Genomic DNA, 21,222 nt, shown 5'->3' with positions numbered 1-21,222 from the left:
GTCGCGGCAGTGCCTGCGCCCACCGCACCGGCCGACGCTATCCGCTCCCGCGTGCGGAAACCACCCGACGTAAACGGTGTGGGGGAACGGGAGGGACCTTATATGGTACGTGGTGTCGTGTCACGGCTGGGGCGGTTTATATCGGAAATCGGTGAACGTTCCGGAACTTCTTCCGTGAACGAAACTCGCGCGCGGCCGGTGCGCACCGATCGGGTGGACACGTGTCCGGGCCATGCGTCGGCCCCCCCGGCGCCTCCGGGGTCCTCTCATCCCGAGGGAATCGCCGCCACACATCTAAGCCCGGAGGCCGTTGGGAGAACTGCATGAGCGACGACGAGGTCACCCGGCTGCTGCAGAAGGCGTACCAGGACGAGATCGAGACCGTCATGAACTACCTGTCGAACAGCATCGTCCTCGACGGCGTGCGGGCCGAGGAGATCAAGGAGTCCCTCGAACTCGACATCGACGAGGAACTCCAGCACGCCCGGATGCTGGGCGAGCGACTGAAGCAACTCGACGAGAACGTCCCCGGCAGCGAGGCGTTCGTCGCCACCCAGGGCTCGCTCCAGCCGCCCGAGGACACCACCGACGTACTGGGCGTCATCGACGGCGTCATCGAGGCCGAGGAGGACGCCATCGCGACCTACCGCGACCTCATCGACGCCGCCGAGGCGGCGGACGACCCCGTCACCGAGGACCTCGCGGTGACCCTCCTGGCGGACGAGGAGGCCCACCGCACGGAGTTCCGCGGTTTCCGCAAGGAGTACGCGCAGGACTGAACCGTCGCCGACGGACGCCCGTCGGACCCTGCCGCGACCTTTTTCCCGCCCCCCCCCGACCCCTCGGTCATGAGCGACGACTCGGACTCGACGGGCGGGCCGCTGAGCGACCTCGACCTGCAGGCCGCCGAGGGGGAGATGGACGAGCCGACCCCGAAGGCCTTCGACCGCGTCGAACTGGGCGTGCTGGACGGCTCCGACGACCCCGAGGAGTGGATCGCCGCCATCCAGGACGGCGCGGTGCTGGTGCTGGACGTGGAGGGCGACCTCAACGAACTCGCCGCCGGCTTCGCCCGCGACGTGCGCGAACTCGGTGGCGAGTTGATGCACTTCCGGGGGTTCCTGGTGGTGTCGCCGCCCGACGTGGAGATCGACACGGACCGGTTGTAAGTTCGATTCTCGGCGCGAACGTCTGGAGTACGCCCGAAAATACGCGAACAATCTGGTTATCTGCCCTTCCCGTTAGCTCCCTCACTCCCCTGGACCGGGCCGCAGCCGGTCCGTCTCGGCCCCGCAGCCCGCACACGACAGCACGTACACCGTCACACCCTCCTCCTCGACGGAGTCGAACTCGCGACCCGTCTCCTCGCCGCACGCCGCGCACGGCTCGACGATGACGGCCCCGTCCGAGTCCTTCGGCGCACCGACGGCGATGACCCGCGCAGGGCTGTCACCGACGGCGACGGCCTTCTGCGGGTGATTGGGCGGGACGAACAGCACCTCCCCGGCCTCGACGCGGCGCTCGCCCTCGGCGGTCTCGACGCGCAACTCCCCTTCGAGGACGTGCAGCACCTCCTCGTGGTCCGGGTGGTAGTGGTAGCCCCACGGCAGCTTCTCGCCGGGCTCGGCGACGAAGACGTTGTAGCCGAAGGTGGTCCCGCCGACGGCCTCGTCCACCTCGCGCTTCGCGCGGGTCGGGTTCGGGGCGTCCGGCAGGTCCTCGACCGCGACCTGCCGGTAGTCGTACGCGCCGTCCAGCGGGTCCGGGTCGGGGTGTGCGTCGTCGGCCATGCCCGCTCCCTCGCGCCGCGCGGACAAAAGCCCGCTGCGGCTCACTCCCCGACGAACGTGAGGTAGTGCCCGTCCGGGTCCCGCACCCGGACGGCACCCGAGTCGAGGTCCTCGATGCGGTCGGCACGGCCCCAGACGGCGTCGGCTGCGGCCTCGGGGTCGTCGACGTACGCCCCGAGGTCGACGTGGACGCCGCCGCGGGCGTCGGCCAGTCCGAGGTGGGGCTCCCACAGTTCCAGGTCGAACGGGCCCGCCGTGAGCCGCGTTCGCTTGCGCCGGTCGCCCTGGTCGACGATCTCCATCCCGAGCGCGGTGTAGAACTCCTCGGCCCGGGCCAGGTCCTCAACCTCCAGGACGACCTCCATCAGCCCCGTGATGGCGGGTTCCGACCCCTGGTCGCGCTCGGCGGCTTCGCCGCCTCGCTGGGGCCCCTCCGGCGCCCCGCAACCCATCACCTCCACGCAGTTGCCCTCCGTGTCGTAGAAGTAGAGCGACCGCACGTCGCCGAACGTCTCCTCGTGGAGGTCGAAGTCCCCGGAGAGGCGGTCCCACCACTCGTCGTACGCGTCGGCGGGACAGGAGAAGGCGTAGTGGGTGTGGAGCCCCCCGCGGGGGACGCCGGCCGGTCGGCGCAGGAGGAGGTCCGTCTCGCCGGCCCCGAGCGCGGCCTCGCGGCCGTCCTTCCGCCGGAGCGGGAGGTCCAGGTGCTCGCGGTAGAACTCGACCGCCCGGTCGAGGTACTTGACCTCCAGCGCCAGCCACGCGAGTCCCGAGAGCATACCGGTCGTTCGCGGGGGTGCCTGTTAAGTCACGCCCCGGGCTCGCGGGGGCGGTCACCGCTTCCCCCGAGGAGGTCGCTCGCTTGCCCGGAGACGACCCTTTAACCGCGCTCCGGGCGAATCCAGTGGTATGCCGATGAAGTCATCCGGAGCGGGGTCGCTGAACGAGGTCAACCGGTTCGAGGGCGGCGCGAGCTGGATCCCCTTCCCCGAGGAGGAGATGCAGCGCGCGAGCCACGCCGTCGCCACCGAGGCGGGCCTCGTCGTCGTCGACCCCGTCGACGTGCCCGACCTCGACGACTGGCTCGCGGACCTGGCCGAGGACACCGGCGCGGACGGGGTCGCGGGCGTCGCGGTCCTGCTGGACCGCCACAAGCGCGACTCCGCGGCCGTCGCGAACCGTCACGAGGTCCCCGTCGGCGTCCCGTCGTGGATGAGCGGCGTCACGGGCGACCTCGATGCGCGCACGACCGACCTCGAGGACCTGGTCGCCGACACCTCCTACGAGGTCCGGCGGGTCATCGACAACCCGTTCTGGCAGGAGGCCGGGATGTACGACGCCGAGGCCGAGGTGCTCGTCCTGCCCGAGGTGTTCGGCACCGTCGACTACTACTGCGCCCCGGGCGAGACGCTGGGCGTCCACCCGATGCTGCGGTTCACGCCGCCGAAGAAGCTCAAGCGCCTCGAGGTCGACCGCCTCCTCGTCGGCCACGGCGAGGGCATCGCCGACGACGCGGACGACCTGATGCGGACGGCGCTCCGGAAGGCCACGACGAACGCGCCCGGGCTCTACATCAACACGCTGAAGAACGCCATCTTCTGAGGCTGGCGGGCACGTCCGCGGTGCTGTACGGCGAGCCACCGATGTTAAGCGACTCCGCAGCGTACGGGGGACAGTGACCGACGACCTCGACGCGGTGCTCCCGGATGCCGACTCGCCAGCCGAGCGGCCGCCGGTGTACGCCACGGTCGGCCTCGTCGAGGCGCTGCTGGACATCGCCGAGGACCGCTCCCCGTCGGAGGTGACCATCGCCGTCACCACCACGCCGGCCGGCGAGTTCGAGCCGCCGCTGGACCTGCCCCCCGAGACGCCCGTCTTCACCGACCTCTACCTCCCCGGGACCGGCGGCTCCGTCGCGGCCGTCTTCGGGATGGACCTCGGGACACCCGCCTCCGACGGCCGGTTCGTCTCCCACCCGGACGGACACCTGGCGGTCCGGCAGACGGACGACCTCCACGAGGTCGTGTTCGTCGGGGTCCCTCCGTGGGAGTCGACGGACATCGCCGCGTTCGACCGGCGCGGGCGCGGGCGGGACCTCGAACTGCTCGATGTCGAGCCGCCGGCCGAGTCGCTGCCGCCCTGACCGGTCGACGGCTCCGGGACCGCAGGCCCCGGCAGCTCCCGGGCGCGCTACTCGATGTAGCCCAGGTCCCGCAGCTGTGTGGTGATCTCCTCGAACTCCGCCTCCGTCAGTTCACCCTGTTTCTGGTGCTGGATGACGATGCTCCGCAGCAGGAAGCGGACGAGGTCGCTGGTCGAGGAGAAGGAGGTCCCCTCGATGGTCTCCTCGACGCGCTCGGCCAGGTCCTTCGGGATGGAGACGGTGGTGTACTCGGTCATACCGCCGCCGAGGGCGCCCGTCCCGATAGGGGTGACGCTCGCGGGGGGTCCGGCGCGGGAACGGCGTCGGCCGTCAGAACGGAAGCAGCGCCCGGAGCTGCCCGATGATGCTGTTGCCGGCGCGCTCGCGGTAGGACTCGAAGACGGGGTGGAGGGTGTTGAGCAGCTCCTGCTCGGAGTCGAACTGCTGGAGGTGGATCCGCTCCATCGCCGTCGAGAGCGCGACGGTCGAGCCGGAGGCGTCGTAGGGGATGTCCGGGTCACCGAGCTCGATTAGCAGCGATTCCTGGTCGGTCGGGAACTGCACGTCAGCGTTCTCCAGGTGGGCGTCCAGGGCTGCGATGCCGAACGTGATCGTGTCTGGCTCGTCGTCGTCGCCGTTCTGCGGTGGCCGGACTCCCATCGGACGTATCTACGCCGCGCCTCGTACAAAAGACTCCCTCATCGGGGGAGACGCCGGGCCTCGACGGTTCGTGGAGGGGGTCACCTGCCGGGGGGCCGGACCGCCGAGGACTCGCGCTGCTCCCCCTCGTGCTCCCGAACGACGTTCGGGACCGCCGAGGACTCGCGCTGCTCCCCCTCGTGCTCCCGAACGACGTTCGGGACCGCCGAGGACTCGCTCCGCTCGTCCTCGTGGACCCGTCTCTACGCGGTAGAGAACGGGACCGCCGAGACACGACGCGGTCGTGTCTCGAGGTACCGACGCTTCGAAGAAGCGAGCGGGACCGCGGAGATTGAAATCCCCTCGCCGCCTGCGGTCGGTATGGACCTCTTCGGCACGGCGGGCATCCGCGGGAGCGTGCGCGAGCGGGTGACGCCGGCGTTCGCCCTGCGCGTCGGGCGCGCGGCGGCCCGCGAGGCACGCGCCGACGCGCAGGGCGATGGTGGCGACGGCCCGGTCGAGTTCGTCGTCGGGCGGGACGGCCGGGAGACGGGCGAGGCGCTCGCTTCGGCGCTCACCTCCGGACTCCAGTCGGGCGGTGCACGGGTCGTCCGCGTCGGCCGGGTACCCACGCCCGCGCTGGCGTACGCCTCGCGCGGCCGGCACGGCGTGATGGTCACGGCCAGCCACAACCCGCCGACCGACAACGGCCTGAAGCTGTTCGCCGACGGCCAGGAGTACGACCGCGAGGCCGAGCGCCGGATCGAGGCGGCCGTCGCGGACGACGACCCGCCGGTCGCGTGGGACGACTGGGGCGAGGCCGAGCGGGTCGATATCCTCCCGGGGTACCGTCGCGCTGTCGTCGACTACGCCCGTGGCCACGGTGGCCCGCTCGACGGGGTCCGGGTCGCCGCGGACGCCGGCAACGGGGTGGCCGCCCGGGCCGTCCCCTGGGTGCTCCGGGAACTCGGCGCACACGTCGTCACGCTCAACGGGAACGTCGACGGCCACTTCCCCGGTCGGGAATCGAAGCCCACCCCCGAGAGCCTGGCCGACCTCCGCGCGTTCGTCGCGGACGGCGAGTTCGCGCTCGGGATGGGGTTCGACGGCGACGCCGACCGCATCGTCGTGGTCGACGCCGATGGCGAGGTCGTCCACGAGGACACCGTCCTCGCCGTGGTCGCCGAGCACTACACCCGCGCCGCCGCGGCCGGCGACCCGGTGGTCGTCACGACGCCGAACGCCTCCGCCCGCATCGACGAGCGCGTCCGGGCGGCGGGCGGCCGCGTCGAGCGCGTCCGCCTGGGTGCGCTCCACGAGGGGGTCGCCGCCGCCCGCGAGGCCGGCGGGGCCGACACCGAGGTCGTCTTCGCCGCCGAGCCGTGGAAGCATATGCACACCCGGTTCGGCCCGTGGATCGACGGCGTCGCGAGCGCGGCCGTCCTCGCACGGCTCGTCGCCGAGTCGGGCCTCGACGCGCTCCGCGACCCCGTCACCGAGCGGCCCTACCGGAAGGTCAGCGTCGAGTGCCCGGACGACCGGAAGGCTGCCGTGATGAGCGCGCTCGAGACCGCACTCCCGGCCGAGTTCCCCGACGCCGCGGTCGACACCGAGCACGGCGTCCGACTGGAGATCGACGGGGGCTGGACCCTCGTCCGGCCCTCGGGCACCGAGCCGTACGTCCGGGTGTACGCCGAGCACGATGACGTGGACGCGCTCGTCGAGCGGACGGTCGCGGTCGTGGAGGATGCCGTCGCGGACGCCGGGTAAGTCACCGGCCGCAGTCGCCGGACGCTCAACTACCAAGTACCCCGCCACCGACCACCACCCATGGACAGCGAGGACCCCAACGACGAGGTCCAGTACCACATCGAACTGGCGCCCGGCGACATCGAGGGGCCGGTCCTCCTGCCGGGTGACCCCGAGCGCGTCCCCGTCGTGGCCGAGCAGTGGGACGAGGCCGAGGACGTGGCCCAGCATCGCGAGTACCGGACGATGCGCGGAACGCGCGACGGCGCGCCCGTCGCCTGCACCTCGACCGGCATCGGTTCGCCGTCGGCGGCCATCGCCGCCGAGGAACTCGCCAACGTCGGCGCGGAGACGCTCCTTCGTGTCGGCTCCTGCGGGGCCATCCAGGCCGAGGCCGAGGTCGGCGACCTCGTCATCACGACGGGCGCCGTCCGGCAGGAGGGGACCAGCGACGAGTACGTCCGCGAGGACTACCCCGCGAGCGCCCACCCCGAGGTCGTCACGGCCCTCGTCACGGCCGCCGAGCGACTCGACTACGACTACCACCTCGGCGTCACCTGCTCGACGGACTCGTTCTACGCTGGACAGGGCCGGGAGGGCCACGGCGGGTTCCGGGCCGCCGGCGCCGACGAGCGCGTGGCCGAACTGCAGGCGGCCGGCGTGCTCAACTACGAGATGGAGGCGGCCGCGCTGCTGACGCTGGCCTCCATCTACGGGCTCCGGGCCGGCGCGGTCTGTACCGTCTTCGCCAACCGCGTCACCGGCGAGTTCCGAACCGAGGGCGAGGCCCGCGCGGCCGAGGTGGCCAGCGAGGCCGCCGTCGTCCTCGACGAGATGGACCGGGTGAAGCGAGCGGCGGGCGTCGACTACTGGCACGCCGGACTGTCGCTGGACGGGTGAGACCGAGACCGGGCGTGGTATCTCGAAGCAGTCGGCGGGTAGATAAATGTCGAGTCTATCCAATATATGTAAAGTTATAGAGATAAGTCTACCATATTGGTTGTAATTGGATAATTCTTGGTGTATTTCCCTTACTCCGTATCGTCGACCCGGCCGGAGAGCAACTCGTGCAGCTCCGCGTACGGGATGCCGTCGGCCATCCGGTGGTAGGTCCCCTCGTCGCGGAGTTCCTCGCCGATTTCCTGGAGGAACCCGAGCGTCGCGCGCATCGGGCCCGAGCCGACGCTCACACGCGCGACCCCGAGGTCCGCGAGCGCCGGAATCGACGGGGCACCGGGTCCGGCGAGGACGTTCAGCGGGCCGTCGATGCCGTCGACGAGGGCCGCGATGGTCTCCGGGTCGGTTACGCCCGGAACGAACAGACAGTCGCTCCCCGCCTCGCGGTAGGCGTTCGCCCGCTCGACGGCGCGCTCGACGCGGTCGGACGGGTCGCCCACGCCGCGCCAGAACACGTCCGTCCGGCCGTTGACGACCAGCGGGACGCCCGTCTCGTCGGCCGCCTCGCGCGCCGCCCGGATGGTCGTCACGTGCTTGTCCTGCGGGACCAGCGGTCCCGCCGGGCCGTTCGTCCCGTCCTCCAAGTTGACGCCGACGGCCCCGGCGTCGATGGTCCGGCGGACGGTCTCGGCGACCGCCGCGGGCGTCTCGCCGTATCCGGCCTCGATGTCGGCGCTCACGGGGAGATCGACGGCCGCGGCGATTCGCCCGACGACCGCCAGCATCTCGTCGCGGGAGAGCTGCTCGCCGTCGGGGACGCCGAGAGATGCCGCGACCCCGGCGCTCGACGTCCCGACAGCGTCGAACCTGGCCTCCTCGTAGACGATGGCGCTGGCCGCGTCCCACGCGTTCGGGAGCACGAGGGGCCCGTCGCTCGGCTCCGTATGGCGGTCGCGGAACGTCCGTGCGAGTTCCCGCTGGGTGTCGGGTGTCATGTGGAGAACGCCGACGGCAGCGACGGGCCGTCACCCGTACGCTCGTCGGTTCGTCGCGTAGAGATCGGCGAGAGCGTACTTGACTCTTGCCGGGGAGGGCGGAACGGGGGGAACGAGCGGAACGGGTCGGCGCGGCTATTCGGAGCGCCCGACCTCGACCGTCCGGCTCTGCGGTCGATCCCCGGAGATGGGGAGGCGGATCTCCAGTACGTCGTCGGCCTCGTTGTAGTCGGCGCTGATGGCGTCGGCGTCGACCGCGCGCGGGAACGACATATCCCGGTGGGTGACGCGGGTGCGCCCGTCCCGGTGGTGTTCGGCGGCGACGTGGAGGTGCCCGTCGACCCACTTCACGTCGATGTCCTCGGGGTCGGCGTCGACGTGGGCGAGTACGAGGTAGTGGTCGTCCTCCCGGTACAGCTCCAGTTCGTGCCGCGGATCCGTCATCGTCATCTCGTCCGCCGATTCGACATGGGTGTACTTCAGGATAGTGTCACTCCCCGACGTGTGGGAACGACCGCCGTAGCTGCCGATGGACGGTACTTCGGTCGGAGAGCCGTCGGCGGAGCCACGGCTGGTGGACGGTGGAAACGGGTAGAAACGAACTCGCTATCTCAGAGCTTGCCGGCGCGCTGCAGCTTCATGAGGTCCTCGGTGTCGAGGGTCTCGCCCTCCTTGAAGCGCTGGTAGATCTCCTCGGCCTCCTCCTGGGCCTGCTCCTTCTTGGCCTGGCGCTCGTCCTTGCGCTCCTCCTCCTCCTCCTTGTCCATCTCGCGGAGGCGCTTCTGGACGCGGACGAAGTCCTCGTGGTGGCGGTCGGCGGCCTCCTGGGCGTCGACGAACTTCTCGTGCCACTCGTCGGCCTCGTCGCGGATGTCGTCGGCCTCGCGGTAGGCCTCGATCATCTGGTTGTGGTGCTCCTGGGCCTTGTCCGCGAGCTCGGTCACCTTCTGGTGGTGCTCTGAGGCCTCGGCACGGACCTCCTGGGCCTCGGCCTTGATCTCCTCGAGGTCACCGGTGTCGTCGAGCTTGGCCTTGCGGTCCTGGAGCTTCTCGCGCTTGGTCTCGATCTTCTCGATGAGCTCGCGCTCCTCCTCGGTCGAGAGGACCTCCGTCTGCTGCTTGAACTCCAGATCCTCGATCTCCTCCTTGAGCTCGTCGGCCGACTTGCCCTCGTTCAGCTCGAGGTCGTCCTTCATGTCGTCGACCTTGTCGAAGAGCTCGTTGGCCTTCGCGTTGAGCTCGTTGCGCTGCTCCTTGTGCTCCTGGACCTGCTCGTTGAGCTCGTCGCGCTTCTCGCGGTGCTCCTGGGCCTCGTCGACCTTCTCGCGGGTCTTCGCGTTGAGCTCGTCGCGCTTGGAGGCGCGCTCGGAGGCCATCTGGTTCAGCTCGTTCCGGCGGTCGCGGAGCTGGCCGGCCTTCTTGATGAGCTGGCCCTTGGAGTCGTTCTCGAGGTCGTCGTCTGTCAGTTCTACGTTCTTGCTTTCGTCGATGCTCTCTGCCATTGTTACTAACTCTCTATCCATTACCGCTCCGGGTTCACACAGCGGTCCCTGGGGGACACTGCAGCCACCGAAGGATCGAAGGGTCCTGTCATTCTGGTCGGCTGGCGATGCTGGCGAACGCCGGAGGCGTTCTGGTACTTGCACCTTTATCATTGAGGCATATAGTGTTTTCGCCGCTGTCAGACCCGTGAAAACAGTCCACACGGCGCCGCTATCCCCGACAAGCGTTCCCATGGGACGTAGCCACAGTATATAAGGAAGCCACTGTGACGGGGGTCCCGACGGCAGCGTAGCATCGTTCGGAGACAGTCTGCCCCCTGGGCGTCGGAGCGTCGGCCTGAAGTGCGCCGGTCGCCCGAGTTCGGACATGAGCGACCCCACCGCGCCCGGCCCCGACGCCGGCCCCGGCCCCGACGCCGGCCCCGGCCCCGACGCCGGCGCCGCCCACGAGGGCTCCGACCTCGACGGTTCCCACGAGGACCCCGACGCTGGCGCCTCCCACGAGCAGGTCGTCCACGCACACGGGCACGAGCACGTCCGCGCTGCTCACGCGAGCACGTTCGAGGTGACGACCGACGACTGGCTCACGCCGGCCGGCGACTGCATCCTCGCCGTCGAGGCCGACCGCGCGCCCGCGGATTTCGACGATGCCTTCGTCGCGGCCTGCCGGGACACCGACGCCCGCATCGAGGCCACCATCGCGGTCGACCCCGACGGTGACTGGGACGACCCCACCTACGAGACGACCGTCTCGGGGCACGGGCACCCCGACCTCGACTTCGCGGACGACCGCGGCGCCGTCGCACGCACCAGCGACCACGTCGACGACCGGACGGTCATGCTGGGTGCGGACGCGGCGGCGGCCGACCTGGACCGCGAGATGGTCGCGGCACTCGCCGACGGCGCGGCCCTGCGGCTCACGCTCCGGGTCACGGAGAGCTGAGGCTCGCCCCGGTCGGCCAGCGACGGTCCTACTCGATATCGGCCGTCAGCACGCCGTTCGAGACGCGCCGGTCGGCGGCCGAGGGGTCGAACGGCAGGTCGAACGAGCGCTCGATGCCCTCGGCGTGGACCGTTACGCCGAAGCGGCCCAGCTCGACCGTCGCGTCCGGGTCGTCGACGACCACGGTGGCGGTCTCGCCGTCGGGGCCGACGTCGAACCGGACCAGCGGCTCGGGGCCCGCCGCCCCGTCGTCGGAGACTGCTCCCCGGCCCGCCGCGACGGCCCGGCGGACGGCCTCGGGGTCCGTCCCGCGGCGCACGAGGAGTACCCGCCGGCCCCCGTCGTCCAGCCGGTCCTCCACCTCGACGTGCTCCGTCCGCATCGAGGCGGAGACGCCGGGCACCATGTTCAGCGAGCGGACGAACAGCCGTAGCGGGGCGAGGAACGGATTCATTACCCTATAATGGTCTCTTCTGGTATTCATTGGTTTCGGTCGTTGCGGGTGGCCGCAGGACACGGCCACGCCCCCGGGTCGCGAACCGCAGCCATATGCCGCCGCCGTCCCTCCGTTCGACCATGAGCGAGCAGCCCGGAGACGGTTCCAGCGACCCCGGGGCGGACCCGGAGCCGGCCGAGAACATCTCGGGGGGCGACGCCGGTGGCGGCCGTGCGGCGCCGTTCGAGCCGGCCGAGGAGCCGGCGACCCGCGCGGAGGCCGTCGTCGACCGGCTCGGCGAGCGCTACTGGCGGAAGGCGTACGGCGGGCAGGCGGCCTTCGAGTGTCTGGTCCGGACGGTCCTCTCGCAGAACACCTCGGACAAGGCCTCGCAGCCGGCCCACGACGCGCTGATGGAGCGGTACGGGGCCGAGGGGCCGGCCTCCGAGGGCGACCTCGCAGCCTCGCTGGCGGCCGCCGCGCAGGACGACCTCGCCGAGACCATCTCCTCGGCCGGTCTCTACAACCAGAAGTCAGAGACGCTCATCCGCCTCGCCGAGCGCGTCCTCGCCGAGTACGGGAGCGCCGATGCCTTCGACGCGTTCGTCACCGGGGAGGACCCGGAGACCGTGCGCGATGCGCTGCTGGACATGAAGGGCGTCGGACCGAAGACGGCCGACTGTGTCCTGCTCTTCTCGGGCGGCCGTGGCGGCGTCTTCCCCGTCGACACGCACGTCCACCGTATCGCCCGGCGGATGGGGCTGGCTCCCGCCGACGCCGACCACGAGGGGGTTCGCGCGGCCCTCGAGCGTGACGTGCCAGCCGACAAGTGTGGCTTCGGGCACACGGCGATGATCCAGTTCGGTCGGGAGTACTGCACCGCGCGGAAGCCGGCGTGCCTCGACGACCCGGACGCCTGCCCGATGGCCGATATCTGTGACCAGGTCGGTGTCTACCCGGAGACCGGAGAGGTGATCGACCCCGCCGAGGCCCCCGAGGCGGGCGGGGGCGACTGAGTCTCAGCCGAGCAGGCCGCGCTCCCGCCCCGCGATGACGCCGACCAGCCCGATGACCAGCCCGAACGCCACCAGCGACAGGTTCGGGATGCTGAGGCCGACGACCGGGGCGCGCCACAGGACCGCCGCGCAGTCCCCCTCGAAGCCACAGGCTACGGTCGTCGCTTGCAGGTAGCTGTGGTACGCCGCGACGACGAGGCCGGGCACCGCGAGCGGGAGGACCGTCCGCCAGACCCCCGACCGTGACTCGACGGCCGCCACACCGAGGACGACCACGAGCGGGTACATCAGGATCCGCTGGTACCAGCAGAGTTCACACGGGACCAGTCCGAGGCCGAGCGAGAACCAGAGGCTCCCGGCCGTCGCGACGGTCGCGATCACCGTCGCCAGCCCGAGCACCACCCGCGTCCCGGGCAGCGAGGCGCCCACCGGGCCGTTCGTCTCCCCAGCCATCGCTTCAGCCCGTGATCCGGTCGAGCGCGTCCCGGAGCGCCCCCTGGTCGTTGAACGGTGAGTACGCGTCGTTCCCGACGACGATGCCGGGCGTCCCGCCCACGCCGGCGCTGGCCGCGAACTCCGTGTTCGCCCGGACCGCGCTCTCGTGCTCGCCACCACCGATGGCCTGCCCGACCGCACGTGGGTCGCCGACGCCGGCTTCGCGGGCGAACTCGACGAGCTTCGACCGCGTCGCCCACTGCTGGCCCTCCGGCGGCTGGTTGGCCATCACGTACTCGTGGTAGGTCCAGTAGGTGGCGGGGTCGACGTTCCAGACGGCCAGGCCGGCTCGCGCGGCCCGGGGCGCGTCGGGCCCCAGGAACGGCTCACCGTCCCCGGAGTACGAGAGCGCCCGGTACTCCAGCGCGATGTCGCCCGGCGCGACGTAGTCCTCGACGATGGTCTTCAGGGACAGCACCCGGTCGGAGCCGGTCGAGAACTCCGCACAGAACGGGCACTTCCAGTTCCCGACGTAGGTGATGGTCGACTCGGCGCCCGCGTCCATCCGGGCGTAGGTGTGCGAGCCCGGGTCGTCCGGGAGCGGCGCGTTCGCGACGGGCCCGTCCGGAGGGTCACTGGACCCGCCGTCGCCACCGTCGCCGCCACCGCCACCGAGGCCCAAACAGCCGGCGAGGCCTGCCAGCGTGGCTGTGCCGCCGGCCGCGAGGAAGCTGCGTCGTGTCGTCATGGGTGCCCTTCGACGGTCCCTCGTCTCAAGCTTCTGGTCGGAGCGTCGAAAACGTCGGTCGCGGTTGGGGCCGCCGTCGGCCTCGATAGCCGCCCTACCGGTCCTCGAGCGCGTCGGCGATGCGCGCGACCTCGCGGCGCAGGTCGTTGATCTCGTCCCGGGTCTTCCGGACCTCGCGGATGAGCTCCTCGTTGTCCTGGCCGCCCTCGTCGCGCCCGCGGCCCTCGGGACCGCCGGGCGAGCCGCCGAGCGCGCCGCCGGGACCGCCGCCGCCCATCATGCCGCCCATCATCTGCGCGAACGGGTTGCCGCCGCCACCGCCACCCATACCGGGCGGGCCGCCGCCCTCGCCACCCATGCCGGGCGGGCCGCCGCCGCCGCCCATCATCTCCTCCATCCGCTCCTCGGGGCTGGGGCCGTCGCCCTCCTCGCCCTCGCGCTCCTCGGCGCGCTGCTGTCGGATCTCCTCGACGCGCTCGCGGAAGGACTTCTCCTCGCCGCCCTCCTCGCCAGCGTCGTCGGCACTCTCGGCCGCCTCCTCGTTCTCCTCGGGTTCGTCCGTCATACTCCCCGATATCGGTGCGCCACTGAAAAACATGCGGGAAACGGCCGGCACCGGGGACGGGGAGGGTGGGCCCTCCCCACCACTCCCCGAACCAGCCGCGGTGACGGTCTCAACCGAACTTCCCCAGCGAGGACTGGATATCCCGCTCACCCGCCCCGTCACCGACCTCGTGGCCGACCAGGTCCCGGAGGTCGACCGCGTAGCTGCTCCCCGCGTTCTCCAGCACCAGCAGTCGGCCCTGCACCCCGCGGACGGTTCCCGTCGCGAGCGTCTCGCGGACCGGACGCCCGTCGAGGTCGAGTCCGTAGTCGAACTCGAACGTCTCCAGCGGGTCGAACTCGGCCAGCAGCGCCGCCCAGGCCTCCGTGTCCACCGGGCGCGCGAGCCCGGCCACCTTCGTCGGCGTCCGGACGCGGTCCGGGAGGCGCTCGGCGAGGCCGGCCTCCCGCTGGCGCGCGACCCGGCCGTCGGGGTGGTGCTCGAGCAGCGCGGCGCGGTCGGCACCCTGCTCGCGCAGGCGCGTCTCCAGCCGGTCGGGCTTCGTGACGCCCACCTTGAACACGTCGGGCGCGAACGCCGCGAGGTAGAGCACGTGCTCGCGATGGCAGTTCTCCAGCGGCATGTCGCAGTTCCCGGTGCACCGCGCGCACGCCCACGTCGAGGTGTGGTCCCGGCAGTACGGCGCACGGGACGCCCCGCAGGCCCGGTGGCGGAGGCCGGCCTCCCCGTCCGGGCCGTCCGTCGCGTCGGCGGCCACCACCGCGCCAGCACAGTGGCGCTCCTCCAGTCCGTAGTCGAGGGTCGTCCCGGGCGTCAGCGGGACGCGCTCGACAGCTCCCTCGTCGCCGAGCAGGAGGGCGGGGTCGGGCGACCGGTCGTAACCGACGATCTGCACAGGTGCCGTTCGGGGTGGATGGGCAAAGGGGTGCCGTCCCCCGGGCGTGTATAAATAGTAACACATGGCCGGTCGTCGGTTCATACCGGATGGTGGTGCGCGGGAGTAGGGGCCCGGCTGTCGATGGGACTGGTATGCAACAGGGTGGACGGAGCCGGCGGGCGGTCCTACAGGCGCTGGGTGCGGGAACGATGGCGGTCGGTCTCGGTGCGGGGACGGGAGCCGCGGGGACGGGCGACGGTCGCGGTGGTGGCGCGACGGCGCGCGTGAACGTCGGCATCCGACCGGGTGGGGCGGACGTCGTCCGGGACGCCGCGGCGATCGTCCATCGGACCTACGCGTTCGACGCGATGACGGCCACCGTCCCGACCGGGGCGGTCGCCGACCTGCGAGCGCGCGACGACGTGCGCTACGTCGAGCCCGACGCCGAGGTCCGGGTGGACGACGACGGCCCGCTGCGGACGGAGGACACGCAGTCGACGCCGTACGGCATCGAGCGCGTCGGCGCCGACGCCGTCGACGCGACCGGCGACGGCATCGACGTCGCCGTGGTCGACACGGGTCTCGACGCGACGCATCCGGACCTGCTCGGGCGGGTGGGCGGGAGCTGGACGACGGTCGGGAGCTGGGTCGCCGGAACGGCCGCGCCCGCCGGCCAGGACGACCACGGCCACGGGACCCACGTCGCCGGGACCATCGGCGCGACCGACGACGGGAGCGGCGTGGTCGGGGTCGCACCCGGCGTGACCTTCCACGCGGTCAAGGCGCTCACGGCCTCCGGAACCGGCTACAACGCCGACATCGCGCGAGGCATCGAGATGGCGGCGCAGAAGGGCTGGGACGTGGTGAACCTCAGCGTCGAGACCACCGCCGCGTCGGGGACCCGGATGCTCCGGGACGCCTGCAACTACGCTCGCGAGCGCGGTGTGGTCCTCGTGGCGGCGGCCGGGAACGACGGCCCGTGCTCGGACTGTGTCGCCGCGCCCGGGTCGCTGTCGGCGACCGTCGGCGTCGGCGCGACGGACCGCGACGATGCCGTCGCCGGGTTCTCCTCGACGGGTCCGGGCGTCGACATCGCCGCCCCCGGCGTCGACGTCCGGTCGACCGACCTGGGCGGTGGGTACGCGACGATGAGTGGCACCTCGATGGCGACCCCGCACGTCACCGGGGCCGCCGCGCTGCTCCGCGCGGCCGGCACCGACCCCGCCCGGACGGAGGAGCGACTCCTCTACACCGCCGAGGACATCGGCCACGACGTGGCCGAGACGGGTGCCGGCCTGCTGGACATCCCGGCGGCGCTCCGGCGGTAGTCCGGCCCCCCGGGGACGACACTTCCCGGTACGGGACGACACTCTCCAGGCCGCACAAACGCTTTCTTCCCGGGGTCGCAGGGGTACACCGTGTCATCGCTCGACGCATCGCTGGAGGTCACGGTCGACGGGGGCGGACAGCGGGTCGCGTTCGCCCTCGTCGTCGAGAACGCCGGGTACGACCCGGTCAGCGTGACCTTCCGCGACAGCGGCGACGCCGACTTCGCCGTGCTGACGGCCGATGGCGAGGAGGTGTGGCGCTGGTCCGACGGGCGGGTGTTCGCACAGGCGCTCCGCCCGGCGGAGTTCGCCCCCGGCGAGTCGGCCACGTTCGAGGCGGAGTGGCCCGACCCGCGGCCGGGCGACTACACCGCCGTCGGCGAACTCCGGGTCCGCGAGGTCGAGGTACGGGCCGAGACGCCGTTCTCGGTCTGATTACTCGATGGACAGCTCCGACCCGTCGTCGGGCGCGTCCTCGTCCCACTCCAGCTCCAGTTCGAGGCCGAGCTCGCCGGGGCCACTGGCCGGGCCCTCGCGCTCGACCTTCACCTCGAACTCGACGCGGTTCGGCGGCGTCACCGAGATGGACTGGTCGCCCGCGGTGAGCGTGACGGCCCCGTCGCTCTCCAGCGCGTCGGCGACATCGCGCAGGTAGGCGGCGACCTCCGATCGGCTCCGCATCGACTCTGTCTCGAACAGCACTTCTTCGGGCATACCTGTCCATGCGTGACTGGCGGGGATACGCGTATCGGCTGCTGCAAAGGATGACGGTGGTCGGGAATCCGGGATACGTGTTGGAGATCCAGACTTGATGAATTATCTGATTTAAAGATAATTTATTACGGATTCAGATGGGATAATTTGAATTTTGATCAATATCTTGCCCATCTGCAGACTCGTGTTGGATGCAGGGGGCTGGTTGTACCGATTTGTTAGATAGATTCGAAACTGAAGCGAAGGGGTTGGAAGCCCCTGGCCGTCGTCGGCGCTTCGCGCCGACTGCTCGGTGGACGGAGTCCATCGGCGACCGCGGCGGAGCCGCGGTTCCGGGAGACGGAGTCTCCCGACGCTCGACCATCCGGGGCTCGCTGCGCTCCTCGCTCCCTGCGGTCGCTGGCTCCGAAAATCGGAGATTTTCGGGATCACGAGACGGCGGAGCCGTCTCGGACGACGGTGCTTGCATCGCCCGGGATGGGTCGAGGCGGCCAGCCCCTTCCAGTCCCGCCCGAGATTGCCTGTTCCACGGAGCGCACGCACCGAGCCAGCATGGTGCGAAGCAACCCTGGAAGGCTGCACCGGGCGGGACTGAAAGGGGTCGCGCGCTTGACCCGGCCCCGGCGACGCAAGGACCGAAGGCCGACCTGAGAGAGGCCGAGGACCGCAGCGAGCCGCGGCCGGTCAAGCGCGCGGGGGCTTTCAACAGCCCCTAACCGTCGCTGTTGTACTTACTATCGCCGCCACACCAGTCGTTACAGACACATCCTCACCCCAGCAGCGCCTCGTGGACGGCATCGAGGATGCGCCGCGTTCCGGCGCCGTCGACGAACTCGCGGGCGCACTCGGCCAGTTCACGCCGGCGTTCGGCGTCGTTCGCGAACGTGTTCACCGCCCCGCGCAGCTCCGCGGCCGTCACGTCACGACCGTCGCCCAGGTACTCGACGACGCCGCGCTCGCCCAGCGCGCGCATCCGCTCGTGCTCGCGGTCGTTCTGCGCCAGCACGAGCGTCGGGGTTCCGGTCGCCGCGAGTTCGTACACGGTCCGCCCGCCCGAGCAGACCGCGAGGTCGGCCCACTCCATCAGCGGGCCCATCTCCGGGGCCCCGACGGCCTCGACGTTCGGCGCGTCGGCCAGCGCGTCGTCCAGGTCGGGGTCGTCGAAGTCCGGGCCGCGGACGAGTCGGTAGTCGCGGCCGTCGTCGGCCACCGCCCGGACGGCGAGCGGCGACAGGCCGGCGGGGTCGCTGCCGCCGAACGTCAGCAGGCCGTGGCGGGCCGCCTCCGGGACCGCGAGCGGTCGGTCGCGGAACTCCTCGCGCAGGACGAAGTACTCGGCCCCCGCGAGGTGGTTGCCGCCGCCCTCGACGAGTTCGGGCTCGTACAGCGCGTTCACGACGAGGTCGGCGTGTTCGGGGCCGCCCGCGAGGTCCTCCAGGTTCACGACGGCGGCCGCGGTCCGGTGGAGCCGGCGCACCCGCTCGGGGTCCGTGTCGAGCACGTCCAGGAAGACCAGGTCGGGGTCCATCCCGACGACCGGCGCGAGCGGGTCCCGCTCGTCGGGGTCGACGACGTGGACCTCGCGGCCGGCGTCGCGGACCGCCGCGCAGCCGGCCGGGTAGTCCGCCCGGCAGACGAAGGTCGACTCGGCGCGGAGGGTCCGCTCCAGCTCCGCGGCGAGCGTGAGACACCGGGAGACGTGGCCCATCCCCCGGGTGCCACCCCCGTCGACCCGGAAGGCGACGCGGGGCCCCTGGGCCAGCCGCTCGGCCAGCCACAGGTCGACCACGCCGTCGATGGCCAGCGAGGAGAGCCGGTCAGTGACGACGTAGCCCGGGGCGTCGCCCACGCGGGTTCCTTGTTGCAGGAGGGCGGTCGACGTGACGTTGATGGAGCCCGTCTCCCGGTAGAACGGCTCCAGGTCCGTCCGGAGCGCGCGCTCCTCGAAGCGGGGTTCGAGCCGCTCGCCCGCCGGCGTGGCGTCGGTCGGCGGACCGCCGGCCTCCCCGCCACCGTCCTCCCGTGCCTGCCAGAAGAACCGCCGTTCCTCGGCGACGCTGATGACCGCCGCGTGGCCTGCCCGGAACCGCTCGATGGCCGTCTCCACGTCCGCGACCCGCCGGAAGGGGACGTTGGGCTGCAGGACGACGATGGGTGTCTCCCCGGTGACGGGTCGCTCCGCGCGCAGCTCGTCGACGGCGTGGGCGACGACCTCGTGGAGGAGCGCGTCGCCGGCCAGCTCGGTCGGTCTGAGGAACGGTGCGCGCGCCCCGTGTTCGCGCGCCAGGTCGGCCAGCGCCTCGTCCTCGGTGGTGACGACGACCTCCTCGATGCCAGGGCACGCCAGCGCCGTCTCGAGCGTGTGCGCGAGGACGGGCTTGCCGGCCAGCTCCTTGAAGTGCTTCTTCGGGAGGCCCGGCGAGGTGCCACGCGCGGGCACGATGCAGAGCGGGTCCGTGGCGTCCATGGTTCGGTTGGTCCTGTAGTGTGTCTCGCCGTCCCGGTCAGTCGTCGTCCGCAGCCCCGGTCGGCAGTCCCTCCACGTCCGTGGCCGTCAGCACCGTGTCGGCATCGAGGTCGCGGGTCGCGCGCCACTCCCCCTCGTCGACCTCGAACAGCAGCTTCGGCGCGAGGCCCGTCCCCGGGCGCTTGACCGCGAGGTCCGTGCGTCGGATGCGCTCGCCGGCCTCGATGGCCCGATCCGTGACGAGCGAGCGCCGCGCCAGCCGCATCCCGTCGGCCTCGACCTCGGTCGGGCCCTGCTCGGCCCGGCCCATCGCGGCGTGGACCTCGCGGGTGCGGTCGACGATCTCGCTCATCACCTCCACGTCCGCGGAGAGCCGGTGGTCCGGGCTCTTCTCGAGCGACGTGTCGTAGGTGAAGTGCTTCTCGATGACGGCCGCGCCCATCGCCGCCGCCGCGACGGGGACGGTCGTCCCGATGGTGTGGTCCGAGAGCCCCACGGGGTGGTCGAACTCGCGCATGAGCGTCGACATCATCCGGAGGTTCGCGTCACCGATGTCGGTCGGATACCGCGTGATGCAGTGCAGCAGGACGATGTCGTCGTTGCCGGCGTCCTCGATGACGCCGACGGCGGCCCGGATCTCCTCGAGCGTCGCCATCCCGGTCGAGAGGATAACCGGCTCGCCGCGCGAAGCCACGTCCCGCAACAGCGGGTGGTGTGTCAGGTCCCCCGACGCGATCTTGTACGCGGGCACGTCGAGGTCGTCCAGCAGGTCGACGGCGAGGCCGTCGAACGGCGTCGAGAGGTACATCAGATCCTGGTGGCGGGCGTAGGCTGCCATCGCCTCGTAGTCCTCGCGTTCGAGCACGTCGAGTTCGGTGAACGTCTCGTACTGCGTGCCCTCGTCCCAGTACTTCGGCGCGTCGCGTGTGACGAGCCGCTCGGCGGTGTAGTTCTGGAACTTGACGGCGTCGGCGCCGCTCTCGACGGCTGCGTCGACGAGGCGCTTTGCCTTCGCCAGTTCGCCGTCGTGGTTGGCGCCGGCCTCGGCGATGACGTACGCCGGTTCGCCGGGGCCGACCGCGCGGTCACCGATGTGGACCGGGTCGATGTCGCGTTCGTCCGGCATCAGTGGTCCCTCCGTCCGTCGGTCGCTGACGTGCCGGCCGACATCAGTGGTGGTCGGCGCCCGCGGGCGTGTACGAGGTCGTCGCGAGCATGCGCTCGAACCCCGGCTCCTGGGGTGTCCCGCGGTGGAGGCCACCCTGGTCGGCGATGATGAGCGTGCCCTTCGAGGCCGTGCAGACCAGCGCGTCGTCGTCGTCGTAGAAGACCCCGTCCGTCGACGGGTTCCCGCGGACCCGGTTGACGAGCTTGGCGGCCTTCCGCCGCAGGACGGAGGGCTCGTGGCTCCCCGGGATGTACTGGAACGGCCCGTACCGCTCGTCGGGGACGTCCGTGAGGTAGACGAAGGACTTGAACTTGCCCGCGTACGTGTCGGCGTGGAAGTCCCGGGTGTCGGTCACGCCGCGGTTGACGTAGACGTTGAGGTTGTCGGGGGTGTAGCGCTCGGCGGCGGCGCCGTTGATCACCTCGGCGACGAAGCGGTCGCGCTTGAGCTGGGCCAGTGCCGGCACGGCGAGTCCCATGTTGAACACGTCGAGCATCCCGTCGTCGTTCTCGCCGGTGCGTTCCCTGACGACCGGCTCGCCCCGTGTCGCGAGCGAGCCGTAGTCGTCGTCGGGGCCGGCTCGCGGCAGCCCGTCGAGCCGACTCTCGACGGCCTCGCGGATCTCGTCGCAGAGCGACGGCGCGAAGAAGTCCTCCACCACCACGACGCCGTCGGCGGCCAGCGTCGCCGCGTACGTGTCGGCGTCGACGTCGATGTCGGTCGCCGGCTCCCCCTCGGCGTCGGTGACCGTAGCCATATCCCAGCGGATGGGTCTGCGCTGTAAGTGTTTTCCCGTCGCGGCTACGCTCA

The 21,222-nt window shown here is 71.3% G+C and carries 25 protein-coding genes and 1 pseudogene; 10 read left to right on the top strand and 16 right to left on the bottom strand.

The window, feature by feature from the left end; translation table 11 throughout:
* Positions 1-323 precede the first annotated feature (323 nt).
* The gene (locus P2T62_RS16900) at positions 324-779 is read left to right on the top strand and encodes a ferritin-like domain-containing protein (protein WP_276258190.1); all 456 of its coding nucleotides are present in this window, start codon (positions 324-326) and stop codon (positions 777-779) included.
* A 69-nt stretch (positions 780-848) separates the two neighbouring features.
* Positions 849-1,169, top strand: coding sequence for a DUF5779 family protein (locus tag P2T62_RS16895; RefSeq protein WP_420028381.1), 321 nt, complete (start codon positions 849-851; stop codon positions 1,167-1,169).
* 81 nt (positions 1,170-1,250) lie between these two features.
* Here the strand turns inward: P2T62_RS16895 and P2T62_RS16890 are convergent, their stop codons facing one another.
* Entirely contained in the window at positions 1,251-1,790 is a 540-nt protein-coding gene (locus tag P2T62_RS16890) for a cupin domain-containing protein (protein ID WP_276258189.1), read from the bottom strand.
* A 41-nt stretch (positions 1,791-1,831) separates the two neighbouring features.
* A complete protein-coding gene (locus P2T62_RS16885; protein WP_276258188.1) occupies positions 1,832-2,569 on the bottom strand; it encodes a VOC family protein in 738 nt (245 codons plus the stop codon).
* 130 nt (positions 2,570-2,699) lie between these two features.
* Here P2T62_RS16885 and P2T62_RS16880 point away from each other — a divergent pair, with 130 nt between their 5' ends.
* Positions 2,700-3,392, top strand: a complete 693-nt coding sequence (locus tag P2T62_RS16880) for a hypothetical protein (protein ID WP_276258187.1) — start codon at positions 2,700-2,702, stop codon at positions 3,390-3,392.
* Positions 3,393-3,465: 73 nt separating this feature from the next.
* Entirely contained in the window at positions 3,466-3,933 is a 468-nt protein-coding gene (locus tag P2T62_RS16875) for a JAB/MPN domain protein-containing protein (RefSeq protein WP_276258186.1), read from the top strand.
* A gap of 47 nt (positions 3,934-3,980) precedes the next feature.
* Here P2T62_RS16875 and P2T62_RS16870 read toward each other — a convergent pair whose 3' ends face one another.
* Positions 3,981-4,190 (bottom strand): ribbon-helix-helix domain-containing protein, encoded by a 210-nt coding sequence (locus P2T62_RS16870; protein WP_276258185.1) that lies wholly within the window; start codon positions 4,188-4,190, stop codon positions 3,981-3,983.
* A 73-nt stretch (positions 4,191-4,263) separates the two neighbouring features.
* A complete protein-coding gene (locus tag P2T62_RS16865; protein WP_276258184.1) occupies positions 4,264-4,593 on the bottom strand; it encodes a hypothetical protein in 330 nt (109 codons plus the stop codon).
* 360 nt (positions 4,594-4,953) lie between these two features.
* Between P2T62_RS16865 and P2T62_RS16860 the strand changes: the two genes are divergently transcribed.
* The gene (locus tag P2T62_RS16860) at positions 4,954-6,342 is read left to right on the top strand and encodes a phosphohexomutase domain-containing protein (RefSeq protein ID WP_276258183.1); all 1,389 of its coding nucleotides are present in this window, start codon (positions 4,954-4,956) and stop codon (positions 6,340-6,342) included.
* 60 nt (positions 6,343-6,402) lie between these two features.
* On the top strand, positions 6,403-7,221 hold the full coding sequence (locus P2T62_RS16855) for a nucleoside phosphorylase (protein ID WP_276258182.1): 819 nt from the start codon (positions 6,403-6,405) through the stop codon (positions 7,219-7,221).
* A 131-nt stretch (positions 7,222-7,352) separates the two neighbouring features.
* Here P2T62_RS16855 and P2T62_RS16850 read toward each other — a convergent pair whose 3' ends face one another.
* The 3 genes from P2T62_RS16850 to P2T62_RS16840 all read right to left on the bottom strand — a co-directional run bounded on the left by P2T62_RS16850 (position 7,353) and on the right by P2T62_RS16840 (position 9,715).
* Complete coding sequence (locus P2T62_RS16850; protein ID WP_276258181.1) at positions 7,353-8,213, bottom strand: isocitrate lyase/PEP mutase family protein; 861 nt, start codon at positions 8,211-8,213, stop codon at positions 7,353-7,355.
* Between the two features lie 135 nt (positions 8,214-8,348).
* Complete coding sequence (locus tag P2T62_RS16845; RefSeq protein ID WP_276258180.1) at positions 8,349-8,657, bottom strand: Hsp20/alpha crystallin family protein; 309 nt, start codon at positions 8,655-8,657, stop codon at positions 8,349-8,351.
* A gap of 167 nt (positions 8,658-8,824) precedes the next feature.
* Positions 8,825-9,715 (bottom strand): coiled-coil protein, encoded by an 891-nt coding sequence (locus P2T62_RS16840; protein WP_276258179.1) that lies wholly within the window; start codon positions 9,713-9,715, stop codon positions 8,825-8,827.
* 505 nt (positions 9,716-10,220) lie between these two features.
* Between P2T62_RS16840 and P2T62_RS16835 the strand changes: the two are divergent.
* A pseudogene (locus tag P2T62_RS16835) lies at positions 10,221-10,658 on the top strand (DUF371 domain-containing protein); the annotation flags it as partial.
* A 28-nt stretch (positions 10,659-10,686) separates the two neighbouring features.
* Here P2T62_RS16835 and P2T62_RS16830 read toward each other — a convergent pair.
* Positions 10,687-11,112 (bottom strand): hypothetical protein, encoded by a 426-nt coding sequence (locus tag P2T62_RS16830; protein ID WP_276258178.1) that lies wholly within the window; start codon positions 11,110-11,112, stop codon positions 10,687-10,689.
* 122 nt (positions 11,113-11,234) lie between these two features.
* On the opposite strand from P2T62_RS16830, the gene P2T62_RS16825 reads away from it, so the two are divergent.
* Positions 11,235-12,110, top strand: coding sequence for an endonuclease III domain-containing protein (locus P2T62_RS16825; protein WP_276258177.1), 876 nt, complete (start codon positions 11,235-11,237; stop codon positions 12,108-12,110).
* A gap of 3 nt (positions 12,111-12,113) precedes the next feature.
* Here P2T62_RS16825 and P2T62_RS16820 read toward each other — a convergent pair whose 3' ends face one another.
* From P2T62_RS16820 to P2T62_RS16805, 4 genes are all read right to left on the bottom strand, one after another.
* Positions 12,114-12,563, bottom strand: a complete 450-nt coding sequence (locus P2T62_RS16820) for a disulfide bond formation protein B (RefSeq protein WP_276258176.1) — start codon at positions 12,561-12,563, stop codon at positions 12,114-12,116.
* A 4-nt stretch (positions 12,564-12,567) separates the two neighbouring features.
* Positions 12,568-13,293, bottom strand: a complete 726-nt coding sequence (locus P2T62_RS16815) for a DsbA family protein (protein ID WP_276258175.1) — start codon at positions 13,291-13,293, stop codon at positions 12,568-12,570.
* A gap of 94 nt (positions 13,294-13,387) precedes the next feature.
* On the bottom strand, positions 13,388-13,858 hold the full coding sequence (locus P2T62_RS16810) for a hypothetical protein (RefSeq protein ID WP_276258174.1): 471 nt from the start codon (positions 13,856-13,858) through the stop codon (positions 13,388-13,390).
* Positions 13,859-13,967: 109 nt separating this feature from the next.
* Positions 13,968-14,753 carry a DUF2797 domain-containing protein gene (locus P2T62_RS16805; RefSeq protein ID WP_276258173.1) on the bottom strand — a complete coding sequence of 262 codons (786 nt, stop codon included), beginning with the start codon at positions 14,751-14,753 and terminating at the stop codon, positions 13,968-13,970.
* Between the two features lie 134 nt (positions 14,754-14,887).
* Between P2T62_RS16805 and P2T62_RS16800 the strand changes: the two genes are divergently transcribed.
* Positions 14,888-16,063: a S8 family peptidase gene (locus P2T62_RS16800; RefSeq protein ID WP_276258172.1), complete on the top strand. Its 1,176-nt coding sequence runs from the start codon at positions 14,888-14,890 to the stop codon at positions 16,061-16,063.
* A 90-nt stretch (positions 16,064-16,153) separates the two neighbouring features.
* Positions 16,154-16,498 carry a BsuPI-related putative proteinase inhibitor gene (locus tag P2T62_RS16795; RefSeq protein ID WP_276258171.1) on the top strand — a complete coding sequence of 115 codons (345 nt, stop codon included), beginning with the start codon at positions 16,154-16,156 and terminating at the stop codon, positions 16,496-16,498.
* On the opposite strand, the gene P2T62_RS16790 is transcribed toward P2T62_RS16795, so the two are convergent.
* The 4 genes from P2T62_RS16790 to P2T62_RS16775 form a co-directional block, all read right to left on the bottom strand.
* On the bottom strand, positions 16,499-16,777 hold the full coding sequence (locus P2T62_RS16790; RefSeq protein WP_276258170.1) for an amphi-Trp domain-containing protein: 279 nt from the start codon (positions 16,775-16,777) through the stop codon (positions 16,499-16,501).
* A 769-nt stretch (positions 16,778-17,546) separates the two neighbouring features.
* Positions 17,547-19,244, bottom strand: a complete 1,698-nt coding sequence (locus P2T62_RS16785) for a cytidylyltransferase domain-containing protein (RefSeq protein ID WP_276258169.1) — start codon at positions 19,242-19,244, stop codon at positions 17,547-17,549.
* Positions 19,245-19,281: 37 nt separating this feature from the next.
* Positions 19,282-20,370 carry an N-acetylneuraminate synthase family protein gene (locus P2T62_RS16780; protein WP_276258168.1) on the bottom strand — a complete coding sequence of 363 codons (1,089 nt, stop codon included), beginning with the start codon at positions 20,368-20,370 and terminating at the stop codon, positions 19,282-19,284.
* Positions 20,371-20,413: 43 nt separating this feature from the next.
* Positions 20,414-21,169, bottom strand: a complete 756-nt coding sequence (locus P2T62_RS16775; RefSeq protein ID WP_276258167.1) for a phytanoyl-CoA dioxygenase family protein — start codon at positions 21,167-21,169, stop codon at positions 20,414-20,416.
* Between the last annotated feature and the right edge of the window lie 53 nt (positions 21,170-21,222).

The organism is Haloglomus litoreum (genome assembly GCF_029338515.1).
Classification (GTDB): domain Archaea; phylum Halobacteriota; class Halobacteria; order Halobacteriales; family Haloarculaceae; genus Haloglomus; species Haloglomus litoreum.
This window is presented reverse-complemented; position numbering and strand designations above follow the sequence as displayed.